At 74.7% G+C, this 22,060-nt stretch carries 16 protein-coding genes, 1 tRNA gene and 1 pseudogene; 12 read left to right on the top strand and 6 right to left on the bottom strand.

Translation table 11 applies throughout. From position 1 onward, the window contains the following. Window positions 1-1,131 (bottom strand): annotated as a pseudogene (locus tag ACTZWW_RS20010) (DEAD/DEAH box helicase); the annotation flags it as partial. Window positions 1,132-1,329: 198 nt separating this feature from the next. On the opposite strand from ACTZWW_RS20010, the gene ACTZWW_RS20015 reads away from it, so the two are divergent. Next, window positions 1,330-1,674: an ArsR/SmtB family transcription factor gene (locus ACTZWW_RS20015; protein WP_444782747.1), complete on the top strand. Its 345-nt coding sequence runs from the start codon at window positions 1,330-1,332 to the stop codon at window positions 1,672-1,674. A gap of 15 nt (window positions 1,675-1,689) precedes the next feature. Here the strand turns inward: ACTZWW_RS20015 and ACTZWW_RS20020 are convergent, their stop codons facing one another. Beyond that, window positions 1,690-2,442, bottom strand: a complete 753-nt coding sequence (locus ACTZWW_RS20020; RefSeq protein ID WP_444782732.1) for a GNAT family N-acetyltransferase — start codon at window positions 2,440-2,442, stop codon at window positions 1,690-1,692. Window positions 2,443-2,707: 265 nt separating this feature from the next. On the opposite strand from ACTZWW_RS20020, the gene ACTZWW_RS20025 reads away from it, so the two are divergent. From ACTZWW_RS20025 to ACTZWW_RS20060, 8 genes are all read left to right on the top strand, one after another. Beyond that, complete coding sequence (locus ACTZWW_RS20025; protein WP_444782733.1) at window positions 2,708-3,652, top strand: methyltransferase domain-containing protein; 945 nt, start codon at window positions 2,708-2,710, stop codon at window positions 3,650-3,652. 93 nt (window positions 3,653-3,745) lie between these two features. Beyond that, on the top strand, window positions 3,746-4,987 hold the full coding sequence (locus ACTZWW_RS20030) for an MFS transporter (protein WP_444782734.1): 1,242 nt from the start codon (window positions 3,746-3,748) through the stop codon (window positions 4,985-4,987). Window positions 4,988-5,072: 85 nt separating this feature from the next. Continuing rightward, complete coding sequence (locus ACTZWW_RS20035; RefSeq protein ID WP_444782735.1) at window positions 5,073-6,431, top strand: lysine N(6)-hydroxylase/L-ornithine N(5)-oxygenase family protein; 1,359 nt, start codon at window positions 5,073-5,075, stop codon at window positions 6,429-6,431. Next, on the top strand, window positions 6,428-7,612 hold the full coding sequence (locus ACTZWW_RS20040; RefSeq protein ID WP_444782736.1) for an NAD(P)/FAD-dependent oxidoreductase: 1,185 nt from the start codon (window positions 6,428-6,430) through the stop codon (window positions 7,610-7,612). Before ACTZWW_RS20035 ends, ACTZWW_RS20040 begins: the two co-directional genes overlap by 4 nt. Window positions 7,613-7,642: 30 nt before the next feature. Next, window positions 7,643-9,652, top strand: coding sequence for a class I tRNA ligase family protein (locus ACTZWW_RS20045; RefSeq protein ID WP_444782737.1), 2,010 nt, complete (start codon window positions 7,643-7,645; stop codon window positions 9,650-9,652). After that, window positions 9,649-10,671: a sulfotransferase family protein gene (locus ACTZWW_RS20050; protein ID WP_444782738.1), complete on the top strand. Its 1,023-nt coding sequence runs from the start codon at window positions 9,649-9,651 to the stop codon at window positions 10,669-10,671. The genes ACTZWW_RS20045 and ACTZWW_RS20050 overlap by 4 nt, the downstream gene beginning before the upstream one ends. A 31-nt stretch (window positions 10,672-10,702) precedes the next feature. Then, window positions 10,703-12,499, top strand: a complete 1,797-nt coding sequence (locus tag ACTZWW_RS20055) for a non-ribosomal peptide synthetase (protein ID WP_444782739.1) — start codon at window positions 10,703-10,705, stop codon at window positions 12,497-12,499. After that, window positions 12,496-16,572, top strand: a complete 4,077-nt coding sequence (locus ACTZWW_RS20060) for a non-ribosomal peptide synthetase (protein ID WP_444782740.1) — start codon at window positions 12,496-12,498, stop codon at window positions 16,570-16,572. The genes ACTZWW_RS20055 and ACTZWW_RS20060 overlap by 4 nt, the downstream gene beginning before the upstream one ends. Before the next feature lie 37 nt (window positions 16,573-16,609). Here the strand turns inward: ACTZWW_RS20060 and ACTZWW_RS20065 are convergent, their stop codons facing one another. The 3 genes from ACTZWW_RS20065 to ACTZWW_RS20075 all read right to left on the bottom strand — a co-directional run bounded on the left by ACTZWW_RS20065 (window position 16,610) and on the right by ACTZWW_RS20075 (window position 18,902). Then, window positions 16,610-17,446 carry a hypothetical protein gene (locus tag ACTZWW_RS20065; protein ID WP_444782741.1) on the bottom strand — a complete coding sequence of 279 codons (837 nt, stop codon included), beginning with the start codon at window positions 17,444-17,446 and terminating at the stop codon, window positions 16,610-16,612. A 4-nt stretch (window positions 17,447-17,450) separates the two neighbouring features. Beyond that, window positions 17,451-18,608 (bottom strand): AAA family ATPase, encoded by a 1,158-nt coding sequence (locus tag ACTZWW_RS20070; protein ID WP_444782742.1) that lies wholly within the window; start codon window positions 18,606-18,608, stop codon window positions 17,451-17,453. Between the two features lie 219 nt (window positions 18,609-18,827). Continuing rightward, window positions 18,828-18,902, bottom strand: a tRNA-Glu gene (locus ACTZWW_RS20075). Window positions 18,903-19,056: 154 nt separating this feature from the next. Here ACTZWW_RS20075 and ACTZWW_RS20080 point away from each other — a divergent pair. Genes ACTZWW_RS20080 through ACTZWW_RS20090 form a run of 3 tightly spaced genes read left to right on the top strand, consistent with a single transcriptional unit; the run spans window position 19,057 to window position 21,438 of the window. Next, on the top strand, window positions 19,057-19,335 hold the full coding sequence (locus tag ACTZWW_RS20080; protein ID WP_444782743.1) for a zinc-finger domain-containing protein: 279 nt from the start codon (window positions 19,057-19,059) through the stop codon (window positions 19,333-19,335). A 1-nt stretch (window position 19,336) separates the two neighbouring features. Continuing rightward, on the top strand, window positions 19,337-20,554 hold the full coding sequence (locus ACTZWW_RS20085) for an FAD-dependent oxidoreductase (RefSeq protein ID WP_444782744.1): 1,218 nt from the start codon (window positions 19,337-19,339) through the stop codon (window positions 20,552-20,554). A 56-nt stretch (window positions 20,555-20,610) separates the two neighbouring features. Then, a complete protein-coding gene (locus ACTZWW_RS20090) occupies window positions 20,611-21,438 on the top strand; it encodes a metallophosphoesterase (RefSeq protein ID WP_444782745.1) in 828 nt (275 codons plus the stop codon). A 90-nt stretch (window positions 21,439-21,528) separates the two neighbouring features. On the opposite strand, the gene ACTZWW_RS20095 is transcribed toward ACTZWW_RS20090, so the two are convergent. Then, the coding region (locus tag ACTZWW_RS20095; RefSeq protein ID WP_444782746.1) for a murein hydrolase activator EnvC family protein at window positions 21,529-22,060 on the bottom strand (532 nt) is incomplete at its 5' end.

The following is a 22,060-nucleotide window of genomic DNA, read 5'->3' on the forward strand; positions in this document are numbered from 1 at the left end:
GCCGAGCGCCGCCCGGGCACGGCGGACGAAGGCCGGGAGCGCCGGCGCGTCCGCGCAGAGCACCACGCGTCCGCCCGCCTCGCGCGCCTGCGCCACGAAGCCGACGAATGCGGCGCGCGGGCGCGCCTCCAGCACGAAGCGCGGCACGCCGGTCGGCTGCGCCTCGTCCGGGACCGTGGCGAGGAGCCGTTCGGCCAGGATCTGCTCCCATTCCCGCGCCCGCAGGTGCAGTGCGTCGGGTGCCAGCGGCCTGCGCCCGGCGCCGTTCGCCTCCCTCAGGATGCGCGCCGCCTCGAAGGCGTCGGCGACGTCCCGCAGAACGTCCTGCGCCGCCTCCCGCGCTTGCCGATCGAGGACGAGCGCGGCCCCCGGCGCGTAGTCGAGGAGCGTCTCCAGCGCCTCGTACCGCTCCGCCAGACGATGCTCCGCGCCGTGGGGCGGCGGCTCGGTCGAGGCATCGGGTGCGGCGTCGGGGGGCCGCACGATCTCCGAGGTGGGATCGATCACGAGCCGCTCCATCTCGTCGACCCGCGCCTGCGTGACGGGATCGTAGGAATGGATCCCGCCGACACGCCCGTCCGCGTGCTCGATGCGCACCGGCAGCGCGGCGGCGGCGGGATGCAGGTCGACCAGGTGGGGGCGTACCGCCGCCTCGCCCGGATCCTCGACGCGCTCGCCGGTCCGGTAGCCGAGCCGCACCAGCGCGGCCTCGAACGCGTCCGGGTCGAGCGGCTCACCCGGCGCGACCGACAGCGTCGCATGCGTCCAGATCGTGCGCGGCGGCACGCGGCGCAGCAGGGCCGCGGGCGTCGCGACGACGAGCGCGGGCGCATCGCCCGCCGCGCCCGCGAGCCGGCGCAGGATGTTCATCCTTTCGCCCATGCACGCCCGCGAGGGCGGCATCCTGTCGTAGGGGAAGCAATCCCAGGCCGGCAGGTGTGCCGTCTCGACCTCCGGCGCGAGCGCCATCGCCGCCGCGACGAGCGCGCGCGCGCGGCGGCCGGCCTCGGCGACAACGATGATCGGTCCCTTCGGCCGCCGGTCGGCGGCGAGGCGCGCGAGCGCGAGGGCGAGGCGTCCGATCGGGTCGGACGCGGGCAGGATCGCAGGCGGGCGGGAGGTTCTCGGCATGCTTCGTGCTTGGTCGTGGCGGGCTTCGCAAACGCCGCGCGGCCCGAGGGAGTTCGGTCGGGACTCGGCCGCCGGGCTCCACGACGGGCGCGGACCGCGCCTGCCCTTCCCAAGGGGCGAAAGGCGCGTATATACGGAACGCTCCCGTCAGATCGTTCGCCCGAGCCGAAAGGCGCCTCGATGACCGCCGTCCCACAGATGCTGGATCATGCCGCACCGGCGGCGATCGACGTGAAGGCGATCGATGTGGACCAGCTCCTCGCGAACGCCCGGCAGGCGAGCGAATTCCTCAAGGCGCTCTCCCACGAGACGCGTCTCATCATCCTGTGCGTGCTCATCGAGGGCGAGAAGTCGGTGACGGAGCTCGAGGAGATGCTGAACATGCGCCAGCCGGCGGTGTCGCAGCAGCTCGCCCGGCTGCGTGCGGACGATCTCGTCGCGAGCCGCCGCGACGGCAAGAACATCTACTACTCGCTCGGCCGTCCCGAGGTGATCGACGTCATCGGCGCGCTCCAGCGCACCTTCTGCCCGCCGGAGCGTTGAGGGCGCCCCCCTGCCCTATCCTCGGCCCTGCCGCGCCGCCATCATCGCCGCGAGCGAGCGGCGCGGCGCGCCGGCCGCATCGAAGTTGGAGTCCTCCACCCAGGCGGCGAGAGTCTCGCGCACCGCCGGCCACTCCTCCGCCGTGATCGAGTACCAGGCCGTATCGCGGTTGCGGCCCTTGACGATCATGTGCGCGTGGAAGACCCCCTCGAAACGGAAGCCGAGGCGGCGTGCGGCGGCACGCGAGCGGGCGTTGAGCGCATTGCAACGCCACTGCAGGCGACGATAGCGCAGGTCGTCCATCGCCAGGCTCATCATGAGGAACAGCGCCTCGGTCGCCGCACGGGTGCGCTGGAGGCCGGGTCCCAGCCAGATGTGGCCGATCTCGATCACGCCGGTGCGCGGGTGGATGTCGAGAAAGCTCGCCATCCCCTCGGCCCGCCCGGTGACCGCCGGCCTGATCGCGTAGAAGATCGGGTCGAAGGCGGCCGCGCACTCGCGCAGCCAGGCCTCGAAGGGCGCCCGCTCGGGCCAGGGGCCGTAGGCGAGATAGTCCCAGATGCGCTCCGCCTCCGGCGACCCGTGCGCGGACGCATGGAGCTCCTCCGCGTGCCGCCGCGGCTCGAGCGGCTCCAGGACGACGCTGCGGCCGGCGAGCGGGGTGCGCGGCGGCACGAGCCCGCTCGGCGGCTCGGCGACGACACGCCCGTCGAGCCGCGTGCGCGCGGCGGTCTCGCCGATGTCGGGAAACTCGGAAGGATCGCTCATGGACGCAACGCTCGCGACGACACGTACAGCCGGCGGCCCCTGCCCCGGCACGGGCGGATCTGAGCCGAAGTCGCGGGAAGGGTCAAGCGCCGCGTTGCAGGACGCAACGTCATGCATCCACACGTCCCGAACGGCATTGACAACCACGGCAGCGCGTCATAGCTTTACTCAGGGTTGAGATCAGACAAGAGTAAGAATTAATAGGTGTTCAGTCGCATTCGTGTTCTTTCACCGCAGAACAACTCTGGAGAGAGAGGGCTCCGCCATGTCCCATCCCCTGGACGTCTCGTTCTCGACAGACATTCACTTGCGGTTGCTTCTGCGCCTCGATCGCGGGCAGGCGGTCCAGCGCGCCGTCGAGCGCGCGGTGCGGCCGGGCGACCGGGTCCTCGACGCCGGGACCGGGTCGGGCCTGCTCTCCTACATCGCCCTGCGCTGCGGCGCGGCGAACGTGCTCGCCGTGGACCGCACGCAGGTCGCGCTCGCCCGCGCCATCGCCGCGGAGAACGGGCTCACCGACGCCATCGAGTTCGTCCAGTGCGATCTCGAGGACCTCGATCCCGGCATCGCCGGCGCACCCTTCGACACGCTGCTCGCCTTCGTCTACACGAACCACATCATCACCGACGAGGCCCGATCGAGGCTCGTCTTCGCGCTGCGCGAGCGCTTCGCGACGCCGACGTCGCGGGTCGTGCCCAACCGGGTGCGCTATCTCGCCCGCGCCTGCGACTGGCCGGCGCGCGACCTCGCCGGGGAGGCGCAGGACCTGCGAAACGCCGTGGCGAGCCTCGAGAGCACCTACGGATTGCGCTTCCAGTCGCTGCTCCAGGCCGCCCTGCGCGAGTTCCCGGTGATGAGCAGCCGGCCGAGCTACCACGGCGCCTACCCCTGGCGGCCGGGCGGCTCCTCGGCCTCGGCGCTGTTCGACCGCGGCGGCATGCGCATCCTCTCCGCCGACACGCCCTTCACGACCATCGCGTACGAGAAGCCGGGCTCGTTCTCGCGCTACCCGGACGCGCTGCGTCTCGAGATTTCCGCGCCGGGCGTGTGCACGAGCGTGGTGTGGACACAGCAGCTCCTCTACGACGACATCCTGGTCTGGACGACGGAGACCGTCTCCCCGCTGGCGCAGGCCCGCAGGGTCGAGCCGGGGGAGGTGCTCGAGCTCGCCATCGACGACGAATGGCGCGGCACCAACGTGCTGCGCTGACGGGCGGGCGGCGGCTCCTCCCGCCGCCCGGGGGAAGAGGTCCGACACGAACGGCGCCCGCACGAACGGCGCGCCGACAGGGAGAGTGCTTCCGTGCAACGCGCATCCGCATCCGCGCAGCCCGCGCAGGCTTCGAGCACCGCCTCGGGCGGCGCCCCGGCGAAGCCTCGCTCCGCCGCCGGCGTCTTCCTCGGTCGCAGCTTCGTCTCGCTGTGCCTCGCCACGCTGCTCGCCTCCACCGGCGCCTTCGTCTTCACGCTGCTGCCGCTCCACGTGCGCGCGCTGGGCATGGAGGAGGGGCGCATCGGCGCGATCATGGGCGCCTTCTTCCTCGGCACGCTCCTGATGATGCCGGTGACGGCGCGGCTCGTCGCCCGCTTCGGCTGCCGGGCTGTGGTGTCCGGCGGGCTCGTCGTGCTCGCCCTATCCTGCCTCGTCTTCCTCGTCGTCGACACCGCGCCGGCGCTGCTCGGGGCGCGGCTGCTGCAGGGCTTCGGCTGGTCGGCGATCCTGATCGGCACGACGATCGCCGCGACGCTGCTCGCCCCACCAGACCGGCTGGCGCAGGGGCTCGGCATCTACGGCTCGGTCTTCCTGCTCAGCCAGGCGGTCGGGCCCTGGGCCGGCGAGATCCTGCTCGGCCTGTTCGGCTCGTTCCAGGCGGTGTTCGTCGCCGCCTGCGTGCTCGCCGCATCGGCGCTGCTCCTCGTCGGCCCGCTCCCGCCCGGGTCCGCGCCGAAGGGCGCGCCCGCCGCGGCCGGCCAGGGCCGGCCCGTGGCGATGATGGGCCTGCTCCTCGCGACGTTCTGCCTGTCGAGCGGGTTCGGCGCCGTGATGGCCTTCATCGCCGACTTCGTCGCCCTCTCCGGCATCGCCACCGTCGCCCCCTTCTTCGCGGGCTACATCATCACCGGCGTCGCCATCCGCCTCGTCGGCGGCGGCTATCTCGACCGGTTCGGCCGCCGCACGGTGATCCTCGCCGGCGCCGGGCTGCAGGTCGCGAGCCTCGGGGCGCTGGCGGGGCTCTCCGCCGAATGGCAGCTCTGGCCGCTCGGCCTCGCCTTCGGCGTCGCCTCCGCGATCTTCGCCCCCGCGCTACAGGCCCTGGTGGTCGAGCGTGGAAGCGACCGTGCCCGCTCCGTCACGCTCTACAACTCCGTGTTCCTGTCCGGCGTCGTCTTCGCGAGCGTGTCCTTCGGGCTGCTGGCGCGGGCGACCGGCTACGACATGGTCTACCTGAGCGCCGCCGGGCTCGCCGGGCTCGCGGCGCTCCTCGTCGCGATCGCCGCCGCGGAGCCGCGCCGACCACCGGCGACGACCGCGCCCCCATCCTGAGCGCGCCGCGCGACCCCGCGCGCACGCCGACCCCCCATCCCGAACGATGCGTCTCCGCGAACCCCGCCAGGAGGACGGTACCGCCATGGCCGACGACAGCCCGCTCTCGACCATCGCCCGCTTGGCCGGGACCGCCGCGAGCCGCGCGACCCTCGACGCCGTCGCGATCGGCGCCGGCCCCGCGAACCTCAGCCTCGCCGCGCTGCTCGCGCCCCATCCGGACGTGACGCTCGCGGTGCTCGAGCGCCGCGCCGCCTTCGCCTGGCACGAGGGGCTGCTCTTCCCCCACGCCGACCTCCAGGTCTCGTGCCTGAAGGACCTGGTGAGCCTCGTCGACACGACGAGCGCCTACTCGTTCCTCGCCTTCCTCCAGGACGAGGGCCGCCTCTATCATTTCCTCAACGCCGGCTTCCCGGCGGTGCGCCGTCGCGAGTTCGACCAGTACCTGCGCTGGGCGGCGGAGCGTCTCGCGAGCGTCCGCTTCGGCGAGCCGGCCCTCGCCGTCGCCTTCGACGGGGCCTTCGCCGTCTCGACGGCGACGGACACCCATCGCGCCCGCGATCTCGTGCTCGGCACGGGCCTGCGGCCCGCCATCCCGCCCTGCGCCGTCGGCCGCATCGGCGAGCGGGTGTTCCACGCGAGCGAGCTCCTGGGACGCGCGCCGCGCCTCGGCGGCCGTCGCGTCGCGGTGATCGGCGGCGGGCAGACCGGCGCGGAGATCGTCCTCCACCTCCTCTCGGGGGAGCGGCCGCCGGCGGAGATCGTCTGGATCTCGCGGCGCGCCAACCTGCTGCCGCTCGACGACTCGCCCTTCGTCAACGAGCTGTTCACGCCGGGCTACAATCGCTACTTCGCCGGGCTCGCCCCGGACCGGCGGCGGGCGCTGGTGCGCGAGCAGGCGCTCGCCAGCGACGGCATCTCGATGGGGCTGCTCCAGGCGCTCTACCGGCGGCTCTACGAGCTGCGCTACCTCGAGCCCGACAGCCGCTGCCGCGTGCGCATCCTGCCCGAGACGGCGCTCGCCGACCTCTCGCTGGCGGGCGAGGAAGTGTCGCTGCGCCTCGCCGGGACGCTGGACGGCACGCCGGGAGCGGCGCGGGCCGACGTCGCCCTCCTGTGCACCGGATACGAGTGGGCGCCACCCGCCTGCCTCGACCCGATCCTGCACCGCATCACCCGGTCCGGCGGGCGCTTCGTCGTGCGCGACGACTACTCGATCGAGTGGGACGGGCCGGCCGGGAACCGCATCTTCGTGCAGAACGCGGCGCGGCTCGAGCGCGGCATCGCGGACCCGAACCTCTCCCTCGTCGCCTGGCGCGCCGGCGTCATCGCCAACGCCGTCGCCGGCCGCGCGCTCTACGCGCTGCGCGACGAGCCCTCCTTCGTCGAGTGGCCGCAGCCCGCGGCCGCCCAGGCCGGCACGCCGATGAGGATCGGGGCATGAGCAACGGCGCACGCGACATCGCCGAGACGGGGCGCCCCTTCGACCTCGCGATCGTCGGCGCAGGCATCATCGGGATCGTGGCGGCGCTGCGCGCGGCGGGCGCGGGGCGGCGCATCCTGCTCCTCGACCGCGGCGCCTTCGCCTCCGGCGCGAGCCTGCGCTCGGCCGGCCTCGACTTCGCCTGGGGCGCCTCGCCGACGACCCGCGCACTCACCGCCGAGAGCCGCGCCTGGTACGCGGCCCTGCGCCTCCGCCGCCCGGACCTGCCGATCGCGGACCTGCCGATCGTTCACCTCGGCCGTGCGGAGAGCTTCGCGGCGATGGGCGAGCGCTTCGTCGACGGCGCCCCGCGGCCGGAGCCGGCCGTCCTCGACCGGCTGCGGACGCTCTGGCCGGACCTCGCGCCCGCGCCCGGCATGATCGCGGCGGACGGCGGCACCGCCCAGCGCGCCGACGTCGCCGGCGTCGCCCGAGCGCTGCTGCCCGACCTCTTCGCCGATCCCGCCTGCAGGCTCTGGGAGGGCGTCGGACTCGCACGGCTGGAGCCGGGGCCGGCGGGCGTCTCGCTCGTGACGGAGGATGGCCGGCGGATCGAGGCGGCGCGCGCGGTCCTCGCGACGGGCCCGTGGGCGCCGCATCAGCCGGGCCTCGCGCCGGGGCTCGCCGGGCTCGGCCTGCGCTCGAAGCTCGTCGTCGCCTTCCACCTCGACGTCGCCCCGCCGCCGGGCGCGCCGGTCGTCTACCTGATGGACCACGACGCCTTCCTGATGCCGCTCCCGGAGCGCCGTCAGTGGCTGTTCTCCTACACCTGCGAGGACTGGGACGTCGCGCCCGAGAGCGCCGCGATGCGCATCGGGCCCGAGCACCGTGCCGCGGCGACGGCGCTCCTCGCGCCGCTCCTGCCCGATCTCGCCCGCACGATGGGCTCGGGCCGCGTGTTCTGCGACGCCTACGGACCGGGCCGCATACCGCTGGTCGCGCCGCTACCGGGGATGACGAACGCCGTCCTGGCCGGGGGGGCCTCCGGATCGGGCTGGCGGCTGGCACCGGCGCTCGCCGCCCGCGCGCTCGCCGCGCTGGGGCTGGAGGCGCACGAGCGCGCGCCCTCGCCGACCGATCTCGCAGCGCCCCCGCTATCGCCCTCGCCCGCCGCGCGGCCGAGCGCCGCCGCGAGCGCCTGACCGCGCGCCGACCCGAAGAGGAGACCGTCCATGCTGGTTCGTCGTCTCGACCCCGGAGCCTTCGCCGAGGCCTACGGCATCCCCATGCAGCGCGCCGACCCGGAGGCGCCGGACCTGCGCCCGCCGTTCGGGCTCTCCTGGGGCGAGATCCCGCCCGGCGGCGAGACGAGCCGCCACGCGCACCACGAGGGCGAGCTCTTCGCCATCGTGTCGGGGACCGGCACGGTCCGTCTCGGCGAGGTGGAGCGCGGCGTCGCGGCGGGCGACGTGATCCTGGTCCCGCCCTTCACCCGCCACACGTTGACGAACACGGGCGAGACCCCGCTGCGCTTCCTCGACGCGTACTGGGAGGACGCCGCGCTCGCCGGCCGCCTCGCCCCCGTGCCGGAGCCCGCGCGGCGGCGCCCGGTCGTCGTCACCTCGACGCCGCCGACGCCCAACGGCGACCTGCACCTCGGCCACCTCTCGGGGCCGTATCTCGGCGCCGACATCCACGTGCGCTACCTGCGCATGCGCGGCGTAGACGCACGTCACGTCACCGGCAGCGACGACTACCAGAGCTACGTCCTCGCCTGCGCCGAGCGACTCGACACGCCCCCCGCGGCGACGGCGGACCGCTTCGCCGCGCGCATGCACGCCACGCTCGCGGCGATGGACATCGCGCCCGATCGCTGGACGCGGCCACTGCACGAGGAGGCCTATCGCGCGGACGTCGCCCGCGGCTTCGAGAGGCTCGTCGCGGCGGGACACGTGGTGGCGCGCACGTCGGACGCGCTCTTCTGCGCCGATTGCGGGACGTACCTCTACGAGGTCGCCGTCCGCGGCGCCTGCCCGCATTGCGCCGCGCCCACCGGCGGGAACGTCTGCGAGGAATGCGGGCGGCCCAACGCCTGCGTCGACGTCGTCGCGCGCGAGACCTCGTGCTGCCACGGCCACGCGGTGACGCGGCCGACGACGCGCCTCGTCTTTCCCCTCGCGCCCTGGGAGGGCGACCTGAGGCGCTTCCTCGCCGAGGTCGACCTCGACCCGCATCTGACGGCCCTGTGCGAGAGCATGATGGCGGCGGGACTGCCGGAGATCCCGGTCTCGCACCCGGTCGACTGGGGCATCCCCGTGCCGGTCGCTGGCTTCGAGGCGCAGCGGATCTGGGTCTGGCTCGAGATGGCGCTCGGCTACCACTACGGCATTCGCGAGCGCGGCGGCACGCCGGACGTCGTCCAGTTCTTCGGATTCGACAACGGCTATTGCCACGCCCTGCTCTTCCCGGCGGTGGCGATGGCGCTGGGCGAGCGCGAACTGTTGCCCGCGCGCTTCGTCTGCAACGAGTTCCTGCTCCTCGACGGCCTGAAGTTCTCGACGAGCCGCAACCACGCCGTCTGGGGCGGCGAGCTGCTGCCGCGCACGCAGCCCGACGTCGTGCGCTTCGGCCTGAGCTGGGGCCGGCCGGAGGGCGCACGCACGAACTTCACCCTCGACACCCTCGAGCGGCTGGTGCGCGAGCGGCTCGTCGACGGCTGGCAGGCCTGGCTCGACGCGCTCGCCGGCCGGATCGGGGGCGAGGCCGACGGGCGCGCGCCCGACACCGGCGCCTGGAGCGAGAGCCACCGGCGCTTTTTCGCGCGCCTTCAGGCGCGCATCGCCGAGATCGCCGCCTGCTTCGAGGCCGCGAGCTTCTCGCCGGCGGCGGCCGTGCGCGCGCTCGACGCCCTCGTCGAGGACGCCCGCGCCTTCGCGCGGCGCGAGAGCCATCTCGCCGGCGTGGCGAGCCGACGGGCGGACCGGCGCACCGCGCTCGCCCTCGAGCTCGCCGCCGCGCGGGCGCTCGCCATGGCCAGCGCCCCGGTGATGCCGCGCTTCTCCGCGCGCCTCGCCGGCGACCTCGGCCTGCCGAAGTCCGCCGCGACGGCGTGGAGCGACGTGCCGCTGCTGCTTCCCGCCGGCGCGCCGATCACCATCGGCACGGGCTACTTCGCGCCGCCCGACGCCGCACCCACCGCCCCCTCCATCAGCGCCGCCCCGACCCCGGAGACGACCCGATGACCGCTCACGCCTTCGACCGCGACGAGATCCTGCGCCTCGCCGACCTCGTGCGCCGCGACGACCCGCGCCTCGCCATGCTCCCGCTGGAGCCGGACGGCAAGTACCAGACCGTCCCCTCCGACATGGGCAGCCTGCACCAGGAGATGGTGGCGCGGCTGAAGGAGGGCTTCGCCGGACTGCGTCCGGAAGACTTCCCCATCCTGCATTGCGGCTGGGGCAAGTGCCGCGTGGGCTCCACCGCGCTCACGAACCTGTTCGGCATCGCGGGCGTGCGCGCCTACTACCAACCGGTGAAGACCATCGCCCGCCATCTCCTCACCGGCGGGCGGGGTGCCCCCTGGCGGCTGCCGGATCCGCGGGCGGTGCCCCACCTCTTCGCCAAGGAGATGGCCGGCCCCTACGTGATGGCCGAGTGCCTGTTCATCCCCCTCGCCAGCCTCGTCGAGGCCGGCTGGCCGGCGGACCGGCTGCGGCTCCTCGTCCTCGACCGGCATCCGGCGAAGTCGCTGGCGTCCTGGCTGACGAAGTGGCCCGACCGCATCCCGCCCGAGCGGCTCGTGCGCAACTACGTCCTCTCCGCCCTGAACGCCGGGCGGGTGACCGCGCATGCGCGCGCGCACGGCATCGCGGTGACGCACTACGTCTACGAGCTCTCCCGCGACCCGAAGACCTCGGTGTCCGCGCTGTTCGCCCGGATCGGCCTCGCCGAGCGCTTCCATGCCGGCGTCGTCGAGGACTGGAACGAGAAGGGCGCGCTCGACTCCGAGAACGCGCAGATCGTCTTCCCCGAGGAGCCGCCGGTCTACGTCGTGCAGGGGCTGCACAGCTCCGACAGCGCCTACCGCTACCGCGACCGTGGGGTCGAGACGCTGACGCGGGCGCATCTCGATCTCCTGCGCGAGTCCGGGGTCGAGGCGGTCTACCGGGACGCGGCGCAGGCCTGCGTGGCCGAGCTCGGCCTCGATCCCGCGATCGCCCGCCGGCTCGCGGAAGACGCCGGCCTCGAGGCCGCCGCCTGAGGCGGTCCACGCGAGACGGAGAGAGCGCGCCATGCCCACGCCCGCCATGTTCGAGCCACACGAAGCCGGCCCGCCGATCACGGTCGCGGAGGCTCTCGCCATCGGCGCGCCCGCGCACGCCGCGCTGGTCGAGCCCGGCGGCGCGGCGCTCACCTATGCGGACCTGCGCGCGCGGGCGCGCAGCCTCGCCGCCGCCCTCGCCGACGCCGGGCTCGGGGACCGTCCGCGGGTCGCCTGCCTCCTGCCCAACGGCATCGAGGCCGCGGCCACGATCCTCGCGGCGATGGCGAACGGCGCCTGCGCGCCGCTCGACCCGGCCCGCCCCGAGGCCGAGATCCGCGCCGCCCTCGCGGCGCTGCACGTCGAGGCGGTGATCGTGCCCGACGATGCGCGGCTGCGCGCCGCGCTCGCCGGGACCGGGCTCCCGCTGATCCCCCCGCCCACGGGCGACGGCGCCGGCGACGTGCCTTCCCGTCCGGACGACGCCCCCCGCCCGGACGATCCCGCGCTCGTGGTGCGGACGTCGGGGACGACGGGCGGGGCGAAGGTCGTCGTCCTCTCGCAGCGGCGCGTGTGTGCCGCCGCGCACGCGATCGCCCGCTGGTTCGCACTCGGGCAGCGGGATCGCTGCTACAACCCGATGCCGCTCGCACACGTCCATGGCCTCCTCACCGCGACGCTCGCCACCGTCGTCTCGGGCGGGACCGTCGCCTGCCCGGCGCGCTTCGCCGCCGAGGAGGCCTTCGCCTGGCTCGCGGCCGGACGCGCCACCTGGTACACCGCCGTCCCGACGATCCACCAGGCGCTCCTCGCGCAGGCGGACGCCCGCGGCGACGGGACGCGCTTCACCGGCCTGCGCTTCGTGCGCTCCTCCTCCGCCGCGCTGCCGGCGGCGCTGATCGCCCGCATCGAGGCGCTCGCCGACGCCCCGCTCGTCGAGACCTACGGCCTCACCGAGACCGCCTCGATGATCGTGGCGAACCCGCTCCCGCCCGCGCCGCGCAAACCCGGCAGCGTCGGCGTGCCGGTCGGCGCGCGGCTGCGCATCGTCGCGCCGGGCGGGCGGGATTGCGCGCCCGGCGAGATCGGCGAGGTGCTCGTCGCCGGCCCCACCGTGATCGAGGGCTACGAGGGCGATCCCGACGCGAGCGCCCGTGCGATCCGCGACGGCTGGCTGCACACCGGCGATCTCGGCCGGCTCGACGCCGACGGCTACCTCGTGCTGCACGGGCGCCTCGACGAGACGATCAAGCGCGGCGGCCACCGCGTCGCCCTGCGCGACGTTGACGACGCGCTCCTGGCCCTGCCGGGCGTCGCCGAGGCCGCCGCCTTCGCGGTGGCGCACCCGACGCTCGGCCGGGACCTCGCCGCAGCCGTGGTGCCGGAATCCGGCGCGTGCCTCGTCGAGGCCGATCTGCGCGAGGCGCTCCTGGCGATGGTCGCCGGCCCCGCGGTGCCGAGCCGCATCCTCGTCGTCGCGGCGCTGCCCACGATCGGCCCCGGCAAGCTCGACCGGCGGGGCATGGGGAGCCGGTTCGCGGATGCGCTGCGCCCCGCCCGGGTCGCCCCCGCGACGGACGCGGAGGAGGCTCTCGCCGCGCTGTGGCGCGAGGTGCTCGGGGTCGATCCCGGCCGCGACGACGGCTTCATCGCGATCGGCGGCGATTCCCTCTCCGCCGCGCGCCTCGCCACGCTCGCCTCGCGGCGCTTCGGGATCGCGCTCGCGCCCGCCGACCTCGTGCGCACGCCGACCCTCTCGGCCCTCGCCGCACGGGTCGAGGCGCTGATCCTCGCAGACATCGACACGCTCGAGGAGGCCTCCCGATGACCGGCATGAACGCGCTCGACCGCGGGACCCCGCTCGGCGAGGCGCGACGACGCCTGCTGGCGCAGCGCCTCAAGGGGCTCGAGACCGTCGGCTCCGCCATCCCGCGCCGCGCGCAGGGCGTCATGGAGGCGCCGCTGTCGCCGCAGCAGAGGCGCCTGTGGCTGCTCAATCGCCTCGATCCCGCCGATCCCGCCTACGTGATGGTGCGCGCGCTCGTGCTCGAGGGCCGGCTGCGCGGCTCGCTCGCCTGCGCCCTCGAAGCCGTCGTGGCCCGCCACGAGATCCTGCGCACGCGCTACGTGGAACGCGACGGCGCACCCGTGCAGGTGATCGATCCGCCCGGCACGCCGGCCTTCGAGACGCTCGATCTCGCCGCGGACGGCCCGGGCGAGGCGCCGAGCGACGCGGACGTCGCCGCCCTCGTCGCCGAGCGGGCGCGCCGACCCTTCGATCTCGCCCGCGAGCATCCGATCCGCGCGCTCCTCCTGCGCCTGTCCGAGGAGCGGCACGTCCTCGCACTGGTGCTCCACCACGTCTGCGCCGACGCGGCCTCGCTCGACCGGCTCTTGGGGGACCTGCGGATCGCGTACGAGACGACCTGCGGCGGCGCGGACCACGCCGGCCCCGCGGCGGCGCTGCCGCCGCTGGCGCTGCAATACGCGGACTACGCGGCCTGGAGCGCCGGCCCGCGTCGTCGGGAGGAGCGCGCAGGGGACCGCGCCTTCTGGCGCGCCGAGCTCGAGGGCGCCCCGCGCCGGCTGGCGCTCCCCGCCGACGGCCCCGCCCGCGGCGCCCCCGGCGACGGTCTGCTGGTCCGGCGCGACATGGCGCCCGACCTCGTCGCGAACCTGCGGGCCTTCGCGCTCGCCCGCGGAACGACGCCCTTCGTGCCGACGCTCGCCGCCTTCGGCGCCTGGCTGCGCCGGATCTGCGGCGGCGAGGAGGTGCTCGTCGGCACGCCGCGCTCGCACCGCGACCAGCCCGAGCTCGAGCCGCTCGTCGGCTTCTTCGTCGAGACCGTGCCGCTGCGTGTGCGCGGCGCGCCGGACGAGCCGTTCGAGGTCCTCGCCGAGCGGCTCGCGGACGAGGTGCCGGCCCGCCTCGCCCGCGCCGTGCCCTTCGACGAGCTGGTCGAGACGCTCGGGGCCGGCGGCGGCGCCGACGCGACGCCGCTCGTCCAGGCCCTCCTCGCCTTCCAGCCGCCCGCGGCCGCGCCCTGGCCGTCGCGCCGCGACCTGCGGGTGCGGCCGTTGCCCGTGGCGCTCGGCACCGCCAAGTTCGATCTCGTGCTCTACGTCGAGCCCGGCACGGAGGGCTGGGAGATCGCGCTCGAGACGCGGCTCGGCCTGTTCACACGGGAGCGGCTCGGGACGCTCGTCGAGAGCTTCCTCGGCTTCCTCGAGGCGGCGCTCGCGGAGCCCGCGACGCCCCTCGACCGGCTCGCGCTCATCACCCCCGCCGAGCGCCGCCTGCTGACGCAGGCGTGGAGCGAGGGGGAGGCGATTCCCGTGCCGGAGGGCACCGTCCCGGAGGCGATCGTGCGCCGGGCCCGGCTATCGCCGGATGCGCCGGCCCTCGTCGAGGGCGAGACCGTGCTCGCCTACGGCGCCCTCGACACCTGGTCCGCCCTGCTCGCGGCGCGGCTCGCCCGCACGCCGCCGGGGCCGCCGATCGCGGTCTGGGCCGAGCGCCGGATCGGCTTCGTCGTCGCGATGCTCGCGATCCTGCGCGCGGGCCGGGCCTACCTGCCGATCGACCCCGCCTACCCGCCCGAGCGCATCGCCTTCATGCTCGCGGATTCCGGCGCGGCGACGATCGTCGTGCCGGACGCCGCGCCGGAGGGGCTGCCGAAGGGCGTCGCCGTCGTGCGGGCGGAGGATTTTCGCGACATCCCGGCGCCGCCGCCGGAGGCGCTGCCCATGCTCGCGCCGCAGGACTGCGCCTACGTCGTCTACACCTCCGGCTCCACCGGCCGGCCGAAGGGCGTCGCGATCCCCCATCGCGGCCTCTCGAGCCTCGTCGCCTGGCATACGCACGCATTCGCCGTCACCGCCGCCGATCGCGCGACCCAGGCCGCGGGCACGGCCTTCGACGCGTGCGCCTGGGAAGTCTGGCCGCATCTCGCGGCCGGCGCGAGCGTGACGCTCGTCGACCCGCGCCTCCTCGGCGATCCCGACAGCCTCTGGGCGTTCCTCGCCCGCGCGGGAATCACGATCGCCTTCCTGCCGACGAGCATCGCCGCGGACCTCGTGGCGCGGCCGCTGCCGGAGGGCCTTCGCCTGCGCGTCCTCCTCACCGGGGGCGAGGCGCTCAACCGGCGCCCACCCGAGGGCCTGCCGTTCCACTTCGTCAACGCCTACGGCCCGACCGAGAACAGCGTCGTCTCGACCTGCGGGGACGTCGCGCCCGCAACGGCCGGCGTGGACGCCCCGCCGCCGATCGGCCGGCCGATCGCCAATTCCCGCGCGCTCGTGCTCGACCGGCACGGCGAGCCGGTGCCGATCGGCGTCGTGGGGGAGCTCCACGTCGGCGGCCCGGGGCTCGCGCTGGGCTATCTCGGCCGCCCGGAGCTGACCGCCGAGCGCTTCGTCACCGATCCCCGGCGGCCCGGCGAGCGGCTCTACCGCACCGGCGACGCGGTGCGCTGGCGGCCCGACGGGACGATCGCCTTCGTCGGCCGCACGGACGACCAGGTGAAGATCCGCGGCCTGCGCATCGAGCCCGGCGAGATCGAGGCCGCGCTCGAGGCCTGCCCGGGCGTGCGCGACGCCGCCGTGCTCGCCGCGCCGGATGCCGCGGGGGAGACCGGGCTGCGCGCCTTCGTCGCCGTGGACGCTCCGCAGGCGGCGAACCCGCAGGCCGTGGCGCAGGAGCTCGCCGGCGCGCTCGCCCGCCGGCTTCCCGCCTACATGGTCCCGGCCACGATCGACGTCCTCGCGGCCCTGCCGCTGACGCCCAACGGCAAGGCCGACCGCGCGGCGCTCCTCGCCCGCGCGCCGGCCCCGCGCGCGGGGGCTCGGCGCGAGACCGCCGGCGAGGCGCCGGCGACGGCCACCGAGCGCGCCCTCGCCGCGATCTGGTCGGAGCTGCTCGGGCGCGCCGACATCGCCCGCGACGACGCCTTCTTCGCGCTGGGCGGCCACTCGCTCCTCGCGCTGCGCATGCTCGCCCGCGTCGAGACCGAGACGGGCGTGCGGCTCGACGCCCGCGCCGCCTTCGAGGCGCCGACGCTCGCGGCGCTCGCCTCACGTATCGACGCGCAGGGGCGGGGCGAGCGGCCGGGTGCGGCCGCGCCGGGGCGCCTCGTTCCGCTCGGCGGCACAGGCCCCCGGCGCGTCTACGCCTTCCCCGGAGCCGGCGGCGCGCTCCTCGTCTTCGCCGATCTCGTACGCGCGCTCGGCGCGGACCACGCGGTCGTCGGCGTGGCGCTCGACGAGCCGATCGAGGGCTCGGCGGGCGACGTCGCCGCGCGGATGGCGGCGCTCGCACGGGCCTGCGCGGACGCGATCCGCGCGGAGGCGGCGGGGGGCGACGGCCCGCTCACGCTGCTCGGCTGGTCCTTCGGCGGCCTCGTCGCCTGCGAGACGGCGCGGGCGCTGATCGCGGACGGCGCGCCCGTCCCGCGGCTGGTGCTCGTCGACACGGCCCCGGGCGACCCGGACCGCCCGCCGACCCCGCCGCTCGCCGCCTTCGTCGCCAACATCGCTCGCCGCGCGGGCGTCGCGCCGCCCGCGGGCGACTGGGACGGGGGAGACCCGGATGCCGCGTTCGCGGCGCTTTCCGCCTGCGGCGCGACGGACGGCCTCGACGCGGCGGCGCTCGGCACGCTCTACGCGCGCTTCCGCGAAGATCTGGCGCTGGCCGAGGCCTTCGTGCCCGCCCCCCTCGCCTGCCCCGCCCGGCTGATCCAGGCCGCCGCCGCCGCCCCCGCCCGCGCCACCCGGGCGCGAAAGGCCATAGCCGGCGTCTTCGGAGACTGGCTGCGGGTCCTGACCGCGCCGGGAGACCATTTCGAGGTCATGGGGGCGGCCGGCAGCGCGGCGGTTGCGGCGGCGGTGCGGGAGTTGGGGTGAGCGCTGCGCGTACCCGAGACACCCGTGTGCGGGACGGCTATCGGAGCCAGCCGGCGATCTCCGGGGCCGCCGCCATCGCGCGCTGGACCTTGGGCTGGGTTCCGACCTGGCGGATGAGCTCGTTCAGCACGCTGGGGTGAGGCATCGCGAGGATGCCCGCGCGCAGCGTCGCGAGCGTCTCGTCGGTCGCACCGGCTGCCTTCTCGTCCGCGTATTCCAGCAGGCTCGCGCGGTAGGACTGCAGTGCCGTCTCCCGCGCCTTGCGAACGACCTCGCGATTGAGCCGCAGCACCTCGAGGGTCCACTCCGCGCGCGCCTTCGCCCGAGGCGGAAGATTCGCCAGGGCTCGGAAATGAAGCGTCGCGCGCAACTGCTCGCCCGCCGGCGTGACCCCGCCGATGTCGAGCTCGAGGTACTCCTTGTAGTCGTCGACGCGAGGGTCCAGGAGAGCGCTCGGGTCCGCCGGTTCGGAGGTCAGCTGCTTCGGATCCACGACCGTCAGCACGCCCGCGACGTCGAGCGTGGCGTGCCGGTTCCCTTTCGGTCCGTTGCAAGGGCCGCACGCGTAGCAATAGTTCTCCCAGACGAACGCTCTGCTCGGCACGACGGTCTTGGCGAGAATGTGCTCGATCTCGTCGGCCGCCGAGTCCTCGCAATAGGCGCAGCGGACCGAGCCGTAGGCCATCGCGGCGAGCGTGGCCTTCACCTCGTCGAAGGCCGCTCTGCGCGCGTTCCGGCCGTCCTTGTTGTCCCACCAGCGCTTGGCCAGCTCCGCGCGCCGCTCGAAGGTCGCGCCCGCATCGACGAGGGATTGAAGCCCAGCAAGGGCCTTGGCCGTCGGACGCGAGACCGATCGGTCCGGCAGGCGCAGCATCGGGCTAGGCCTCCAGCGCGGCCGACATCGACGGAAGCGCGGCCCTCAGCTCGAGGAGATGCCGCTCCTCGCTCTTCGATAGGGTGCCGTGCAGCGCCTTGCGGTTCAGGTCGGCGAGCTGCGCCAGCATCTCCCCGGAATCCCGAGAGCGGCTCACGCCGCGGCCGAAGAGCTCGGTCCCGTATGCGTCCAGGATCGACCCTTTGGTGAGCCGGTCGAAATCGGCTCCCGTCACCCTGACCGCGTCGCCCTCGCTGCTGCCCGGGCGCGGCAGCCACCAGACGGAACGCGCGCTTCGGCAGACGATGGGGCTGTGTGTGGTCACCAGGAATTGCATGCGCGGGAACACGCGGGTGAACCACCTACCGATCTGTGCCTGCCAGTCGGGGTGCAGGTGGGCATCGACCTCGTCGATAGCGACCACGCCCGGCAGCGCGACGGTGCCTTTCCCCTCGCGCAGCGCCTCCACCAGCGTGTCTCTCTCGAAGGCGACGTCGAGCTGGCGGATCAGCTCGAAGATCATCGAGAAGATCGACCGGTAGCCGTCGCTCAAGAGATCGGTCGCGACGAGTGCGCCATTGGCATCGCGTACCAGGACGCGGTCCGACCGGACCTCCTCGATCCGTGCCCTCTGCGGCAGGAGCTCGGTCTCGTTGATGAAGGAGAGTATGGCGTCCAGCAGGTCGTTGCGCCCCGACCCGGTCTCCATGCCGGACACCCTCAGGGACGACAGCCAGCGAAGGCCCTCGGTCAGCGCCACGGCCTCGTTGAAGGCCGACAGGTGGCCGGCGAGGCGCGGGCTGGAGTAGAACAGCTTCTCGTAGGAGAGATCCCCCCCCGTGAAGCGCCGGTACGGTCCGAACGATGCGGCGAACCAGCCGCGGTTCTCCGCACGCGCCCAGATCGACCGCCCGGCGACGACGGTGCCCTTGCGAGCCATAAGGTCGAGCTGCTCGCTCGACCCCTCCCGCGGGCTGAGCCCGAGCTCGACACCGAACCGCGATGCGGTTCGGCCTCTGCCGACGAAGACGTCTTCCCGGTCGGCGACGACCGTGGCCGAGATGACCGCGGGCGGTGCATTCTGGCGCTGCCACTCCCGCCAGACCTGATTGAGACCGATCGCGTTGTCGGGTCCGATCATCGCGATGCCGAAGGCGCGCACGACGCTCGACTTCCCCGCTCCGTTCGCGCCCAGGACCACGTGCCAGCCCGCCGTCTCATCCGGCTCGAGAGCGAGCTCGAAGGATCGGATCGAGCGCAGATTCTCGATTTTGAGGCGTGTCAGCTGCATGGCGTCGGTCTCCCGGCGGGACGCTACAACAGGCAGCCCGGCCGCGCCACGGACGAGTGGCGGATGAGCGTCACGATGACTCGGGACCGATGGCGCGCCCTGCGGGAATCGAACCCGCCTCTTCAGCGTGAAAGGCTGATGTCCTAACCGATAGACGAAGGGCGCCCGGGCCGCGGGGGAGCCTGTCCGCCGCGGCCCGGCCCTCATAGAGGGGTTCGGCGTCGCTCGCAAGCCTCCCGTGCGCCGCATTCGCTCTGGCCCTCGTCGCCGCGGCGCACTATGGTCCGCCGCGCCGAGAGACCGGGACCACGGACACGAGATGGCCGAGAAGACGACTCCCCACTTCGCCAACGACGCGGGCGTGCCGATCATCCACATCGGGGCGAAGGAGTTCATGTGCATCGGGGCGAAGCCGCCGTTCGATCACCCCCACGAGTTCCTCGACATGGGGGCCGAGGACGAGATCGTCTGCCCCTATTGCTCGACGCTCTTCCGCTACCGCCCGGACCTGACGACGCAGCAGTCCGATCCGCCGGAATGCCTGTGGACCGGCGGCGCGCTCGACATCGCCTCGGCCCATACCGGCCCCTCGCGCTGAGATGACCCGCCCGTCGGTCGCGGTCGCCGGGGCCGGCATCGCGGGCCTCGCCGCCGCGCTCGCGCTCTCGCGCGCGGGCCACCCGGTGACTCTGGTTGAGCGGCGCACCGGCTTCTCGGAGGTCGGCGCCGGCCTGCAGCTTTCGCCCAACGCGAGCCGCGTCCTCCTCGATCTGGGTCTCGGCCCGGCGCTGGCGCGGCGCGTGGGCGAGCCGCGGCGCGTCGTGATCCGCGACATGGCGCGCGGCCGCACGCTGGCCGAGATGCCGCTGGGCGAGGCGATGCGCACGCGCTTCGGCGCGCCCTATTGGGTGATCCATCGCGCCGACCTGCAGACCATCCTGCTCGACGCCGTGCGCGCCCGCCCGGACGTGCGCCTCGTCGTGGGCCGCGCCGTCGAGGACGTCGAGGAGGCGCAAGACGGCGTCCGGCTGTCGCTCGCCCGCGAGAACGGCGCGCGCGAGACGCTGCGGGCCGATCTCGCGCTCGGCGCGGACGGCGTCTGGTCGAAGCTCCGGCGCGTCGTGGAAGGGCCGAGCGGCGCCGTGCCCGCGCGCTATCAGGGCTACGTCGCCTGGCGCGCCACCGTGCCGCGCGAGGCCGCGCCCGCGGCGCTCGCGGGCGACGAGACCGGGCTGTGGCTCGGTCGGCGCGCGCACGTCGTGCACTATCCCATCGCCGCGGGGGCGCTCGTCAACATCGTGTGCGTCGTGCAGCGCGCCGACCCCGTCGACGGCTGGGCGACGCCCGGCGAGGCGGCCGCGCTGCGCGCGGCGCTTCCCGCCACGGCAGCGCCGCTCGCCGCACTGATCGACGCGGCGACCGGCTGGCTCCTGTGGTCGCTTCACGACCGCCCCGCTGGGCGCATGGCGCGCGGGCGGGTCGCGCTCGTCGGCGACGCCGCCCATCCCGTCCTGCCCTTCCTCGCGCAGGGCGCCGCGCTCGCCATCGAGGACGCGGCCTGCCTCGCGCGTGGGCTGGCGATTGCCGAAAACGCGGGCGATTCGCATGCCGCGGACCCGGTCGCCGCCGCCCTCGCCGGCTACGGGACGGCGCGCGCCCAGCGGGCGCGGAGGGTCCAGGACGCGGCGCGCGCGAACGGGCGGGTCTATCACGCCGGCGGCCCGATCGCGCTCGGTCGCGATCTCGTGCTGCGTGGGATGGGCGCGGCCGGCATGGCGGAACGCTACGCTTGGCTGTACGGCTGGCGGGACGGCTGAGGCTTGGCGCGCTTCTTGCTGCCGTGATCACGACAGATGCGGCGGCCCCGGACACGATGCTCATAGCCCACATCAGCGACCTCCACGTCCCCGCGACGGGCGAGCCCGTCCCCGGGGCGGCGGACGTGAATGCTGCACTGCACAAGGCTTTCGCGGCCCTGCAGGCGCTCTCCCCGCGGCCGGATCTCCTGATCGTCTCCGGTGACGTCGCCGATGCCGGGCGGGCGCGGGCCTACCGCCGGGCCGCCGAGATGCTGAAGGGAATGCGTCGATCCGTGGTTGCGGTCCCTGGAAACCACGACGATCCCGCGGAATTCGGGGCCTTCCTACGCCTGATCGGCGGGGAAAGCCGCCTGCCGGCTCCGGACCTGTGCAGCGTGCGCGACTTCACGGCGCTCAGGGTCGTCGGCCTCGCCTCGAACCTGCCCTACACCAGCGCCGGCGGGCTCGACGACGTGCAGCTCGACTGGCTCGACGCGACGCTGGCGGACGCGCCTGCGCGCCCGACGCTGATCGTGGTCCACCATCCGCCCTTCCGCTGCGGCGTCGGCTTCATGGACCGGATCCGGCTCGTGGAGGGCGCGGCGCGGTTCGAGTGCATCGTCGCCGCTCACCCGCAGGTGCTGGCCGTCCTGTGCGGCCACCATCACCGCGCGATGGAGACGCTGTTCGGCGGCCGGCCCTGCTGGGTCGCCCCCTCCCTCGCCTACGGCGTGAGCCTCGACATGCGCCCTGGCGGCGACGGCGGCTTCGCCCCCGAGCCCGCCGCCTACCGGCTCCTGCACTACGACGGCCGCCGCCTCGTCTCCCATCTCGCCTTCGTCGAGGGTGCCGGCGCCGCGCGGCCGTTCCGGCTGGCGGAGGTGGCCGGGACGCGGGCGTGAACGAAGAACGGGCGGAGGGGCTGCCCCCTCCGCCCGCCCGAGCCGTACGACGGGTCTCGACGCGACGTCGCCGGTCGGTTCCGGAAAGCCTCAGTTGGTCAGGTAGGGCATCGGATCGACGGGGTCGGCGCCCTGGCGGATCTCGAAGTGGAGCTGGGGCGAGGTGACGTTGCCGGTGCGCCCGGAATTGGCGATCACCTGGCCGCGTCGCACGGCGTCGCCGCGGGCGACCAGGAGCTCGGAATTGTGGGCGTAGGCGGAGACGTAGCCGTCGTCGTGGCGCACGAGGACGAGCTTGCCGTAGCCGCGCAGCTCGTCGCCGGCATAGGCGACGGTGCCGCTCTCGGCGGCGCGCACGGGCGTGCCCTCCGGCACGGCGATGTTGATGCCCTCGTTGCCGGCGGTGCCGAAGCCGGAGATCACCCGCCCGCGCGCCGGCCAGCGGAAGTCGAGCCCGGTGGCGGCGGAGGGCAGGCTCGCCACCTGCGTGGGCGCCGCGGCGGGCGCGGAGGGCTGCTGGGCGGGGGCCTGCACGGGAGCCTGTGCGACCGGCTGGTTCGCGCCCGGCGTGCGCGGCGGTGCGCTGGGGGGGACGGGGGCGTTCGCGGCGACGGCGCCGGTG

Source organism: Salinarimonas sp. NSM, assembly GCF_052380005.1.
Classification (GTDB): Bacteria; Pseudomonadota; Alphaproteobacteria; order Rhizobiales; family Beijerinckiaceae; genus Salinarimonas.

Coding starts and splice junctions, on each gene's coding strand:
- ACTZWW_RS20015 (WP_444782747.1), top strand. CDS start 1,330: ATGCTGGATCATGCCGCACCGGCGGCGATCGACGTGAAGGCGATCGAT.
- ACTZWW_RS20020 (WP_444782732.1), bottom strand. CDS start 2,442: ATGAGCGATCCTTCCGAGTTTCCCGACATCGGCGAGACCGCCGCGCGC.
- ACTZWW_RS20025 (WP_444782733.1), top strand. CDS start 2,708: ATGTCCCATCCCCTGGACGTCTCGTTCTCGACAGACATTCACTTGCGG.
- ACTZWW_RS20035 (WP_444782735.1), top strand. CDS start 5,073: ATGGCCGACGACAGCCCGCTCTCGACCATCGCCCGCTTGGCCGGGACC.
- ACTZWW_RS20040 (WP_444782736.1), top strand. CDS start 6,428: ATGAGCAACGGCGCACGCGACATCGCCGAGACGGGGCGCCCCTTCGAC.
- ACTZWW_RS20045 (WP_444782737.1), top strand. CDS start 7,643: ATGCTGGTTCGTCGTCTCGACCCCGGAGCCTTCGCCGAGGCCTACGGC.
- ACTZWW_RS20050 (WP_444782738.1), top strand. CDS start 9,649: ATGACCGCTCACGCCTTCGACCGCGACGAGATCCTGCGCCTCGCCGAC.
- ACTZWW_RS20055 (WP_444782739.1), top strand. CDS start 10,703: ATGCCCACGCCCGCCATGTTCGAGCCACACGAAGCCGGCCCGCCGATC.
- ACTZWW_RS20060 (WP_444782740.1), top strand. CDS start 12,496: ATGACCGGCATGAACGCGCTCGACCGCGGGACCCCGCTCGGCGAGGCG.
- ACTZWW_RS20065 (WP_444782741.1), bottom strand. CDS start 17,446: ATGCTGCGCCTGCCGGACCGATCGGTCTCGCGTCCGACGGCCAAGGCC.
- ACTZWW_RS20080 (WP_444782743.1), top strand. CDS start 19,057: ATGGCCGAGAAGACGACTCCCCACTTCGCCAACGACGCGGGCGTGCCG.
- ACTZWW_RS20085 (WP_444782744.1), top strand. CDS start 19,337: ATGACCCGCCCGTCGGTCGCGGTCGCCGGGGCCGGCATCGCGGGCCTC.
- ACTZWW_RS20090 (WP_444782745.1), top strand. CDS start 20,611: ATGCTCATAGCCCACATCAGCGACCTCCACGTCCCCGCGACGGGCGAG.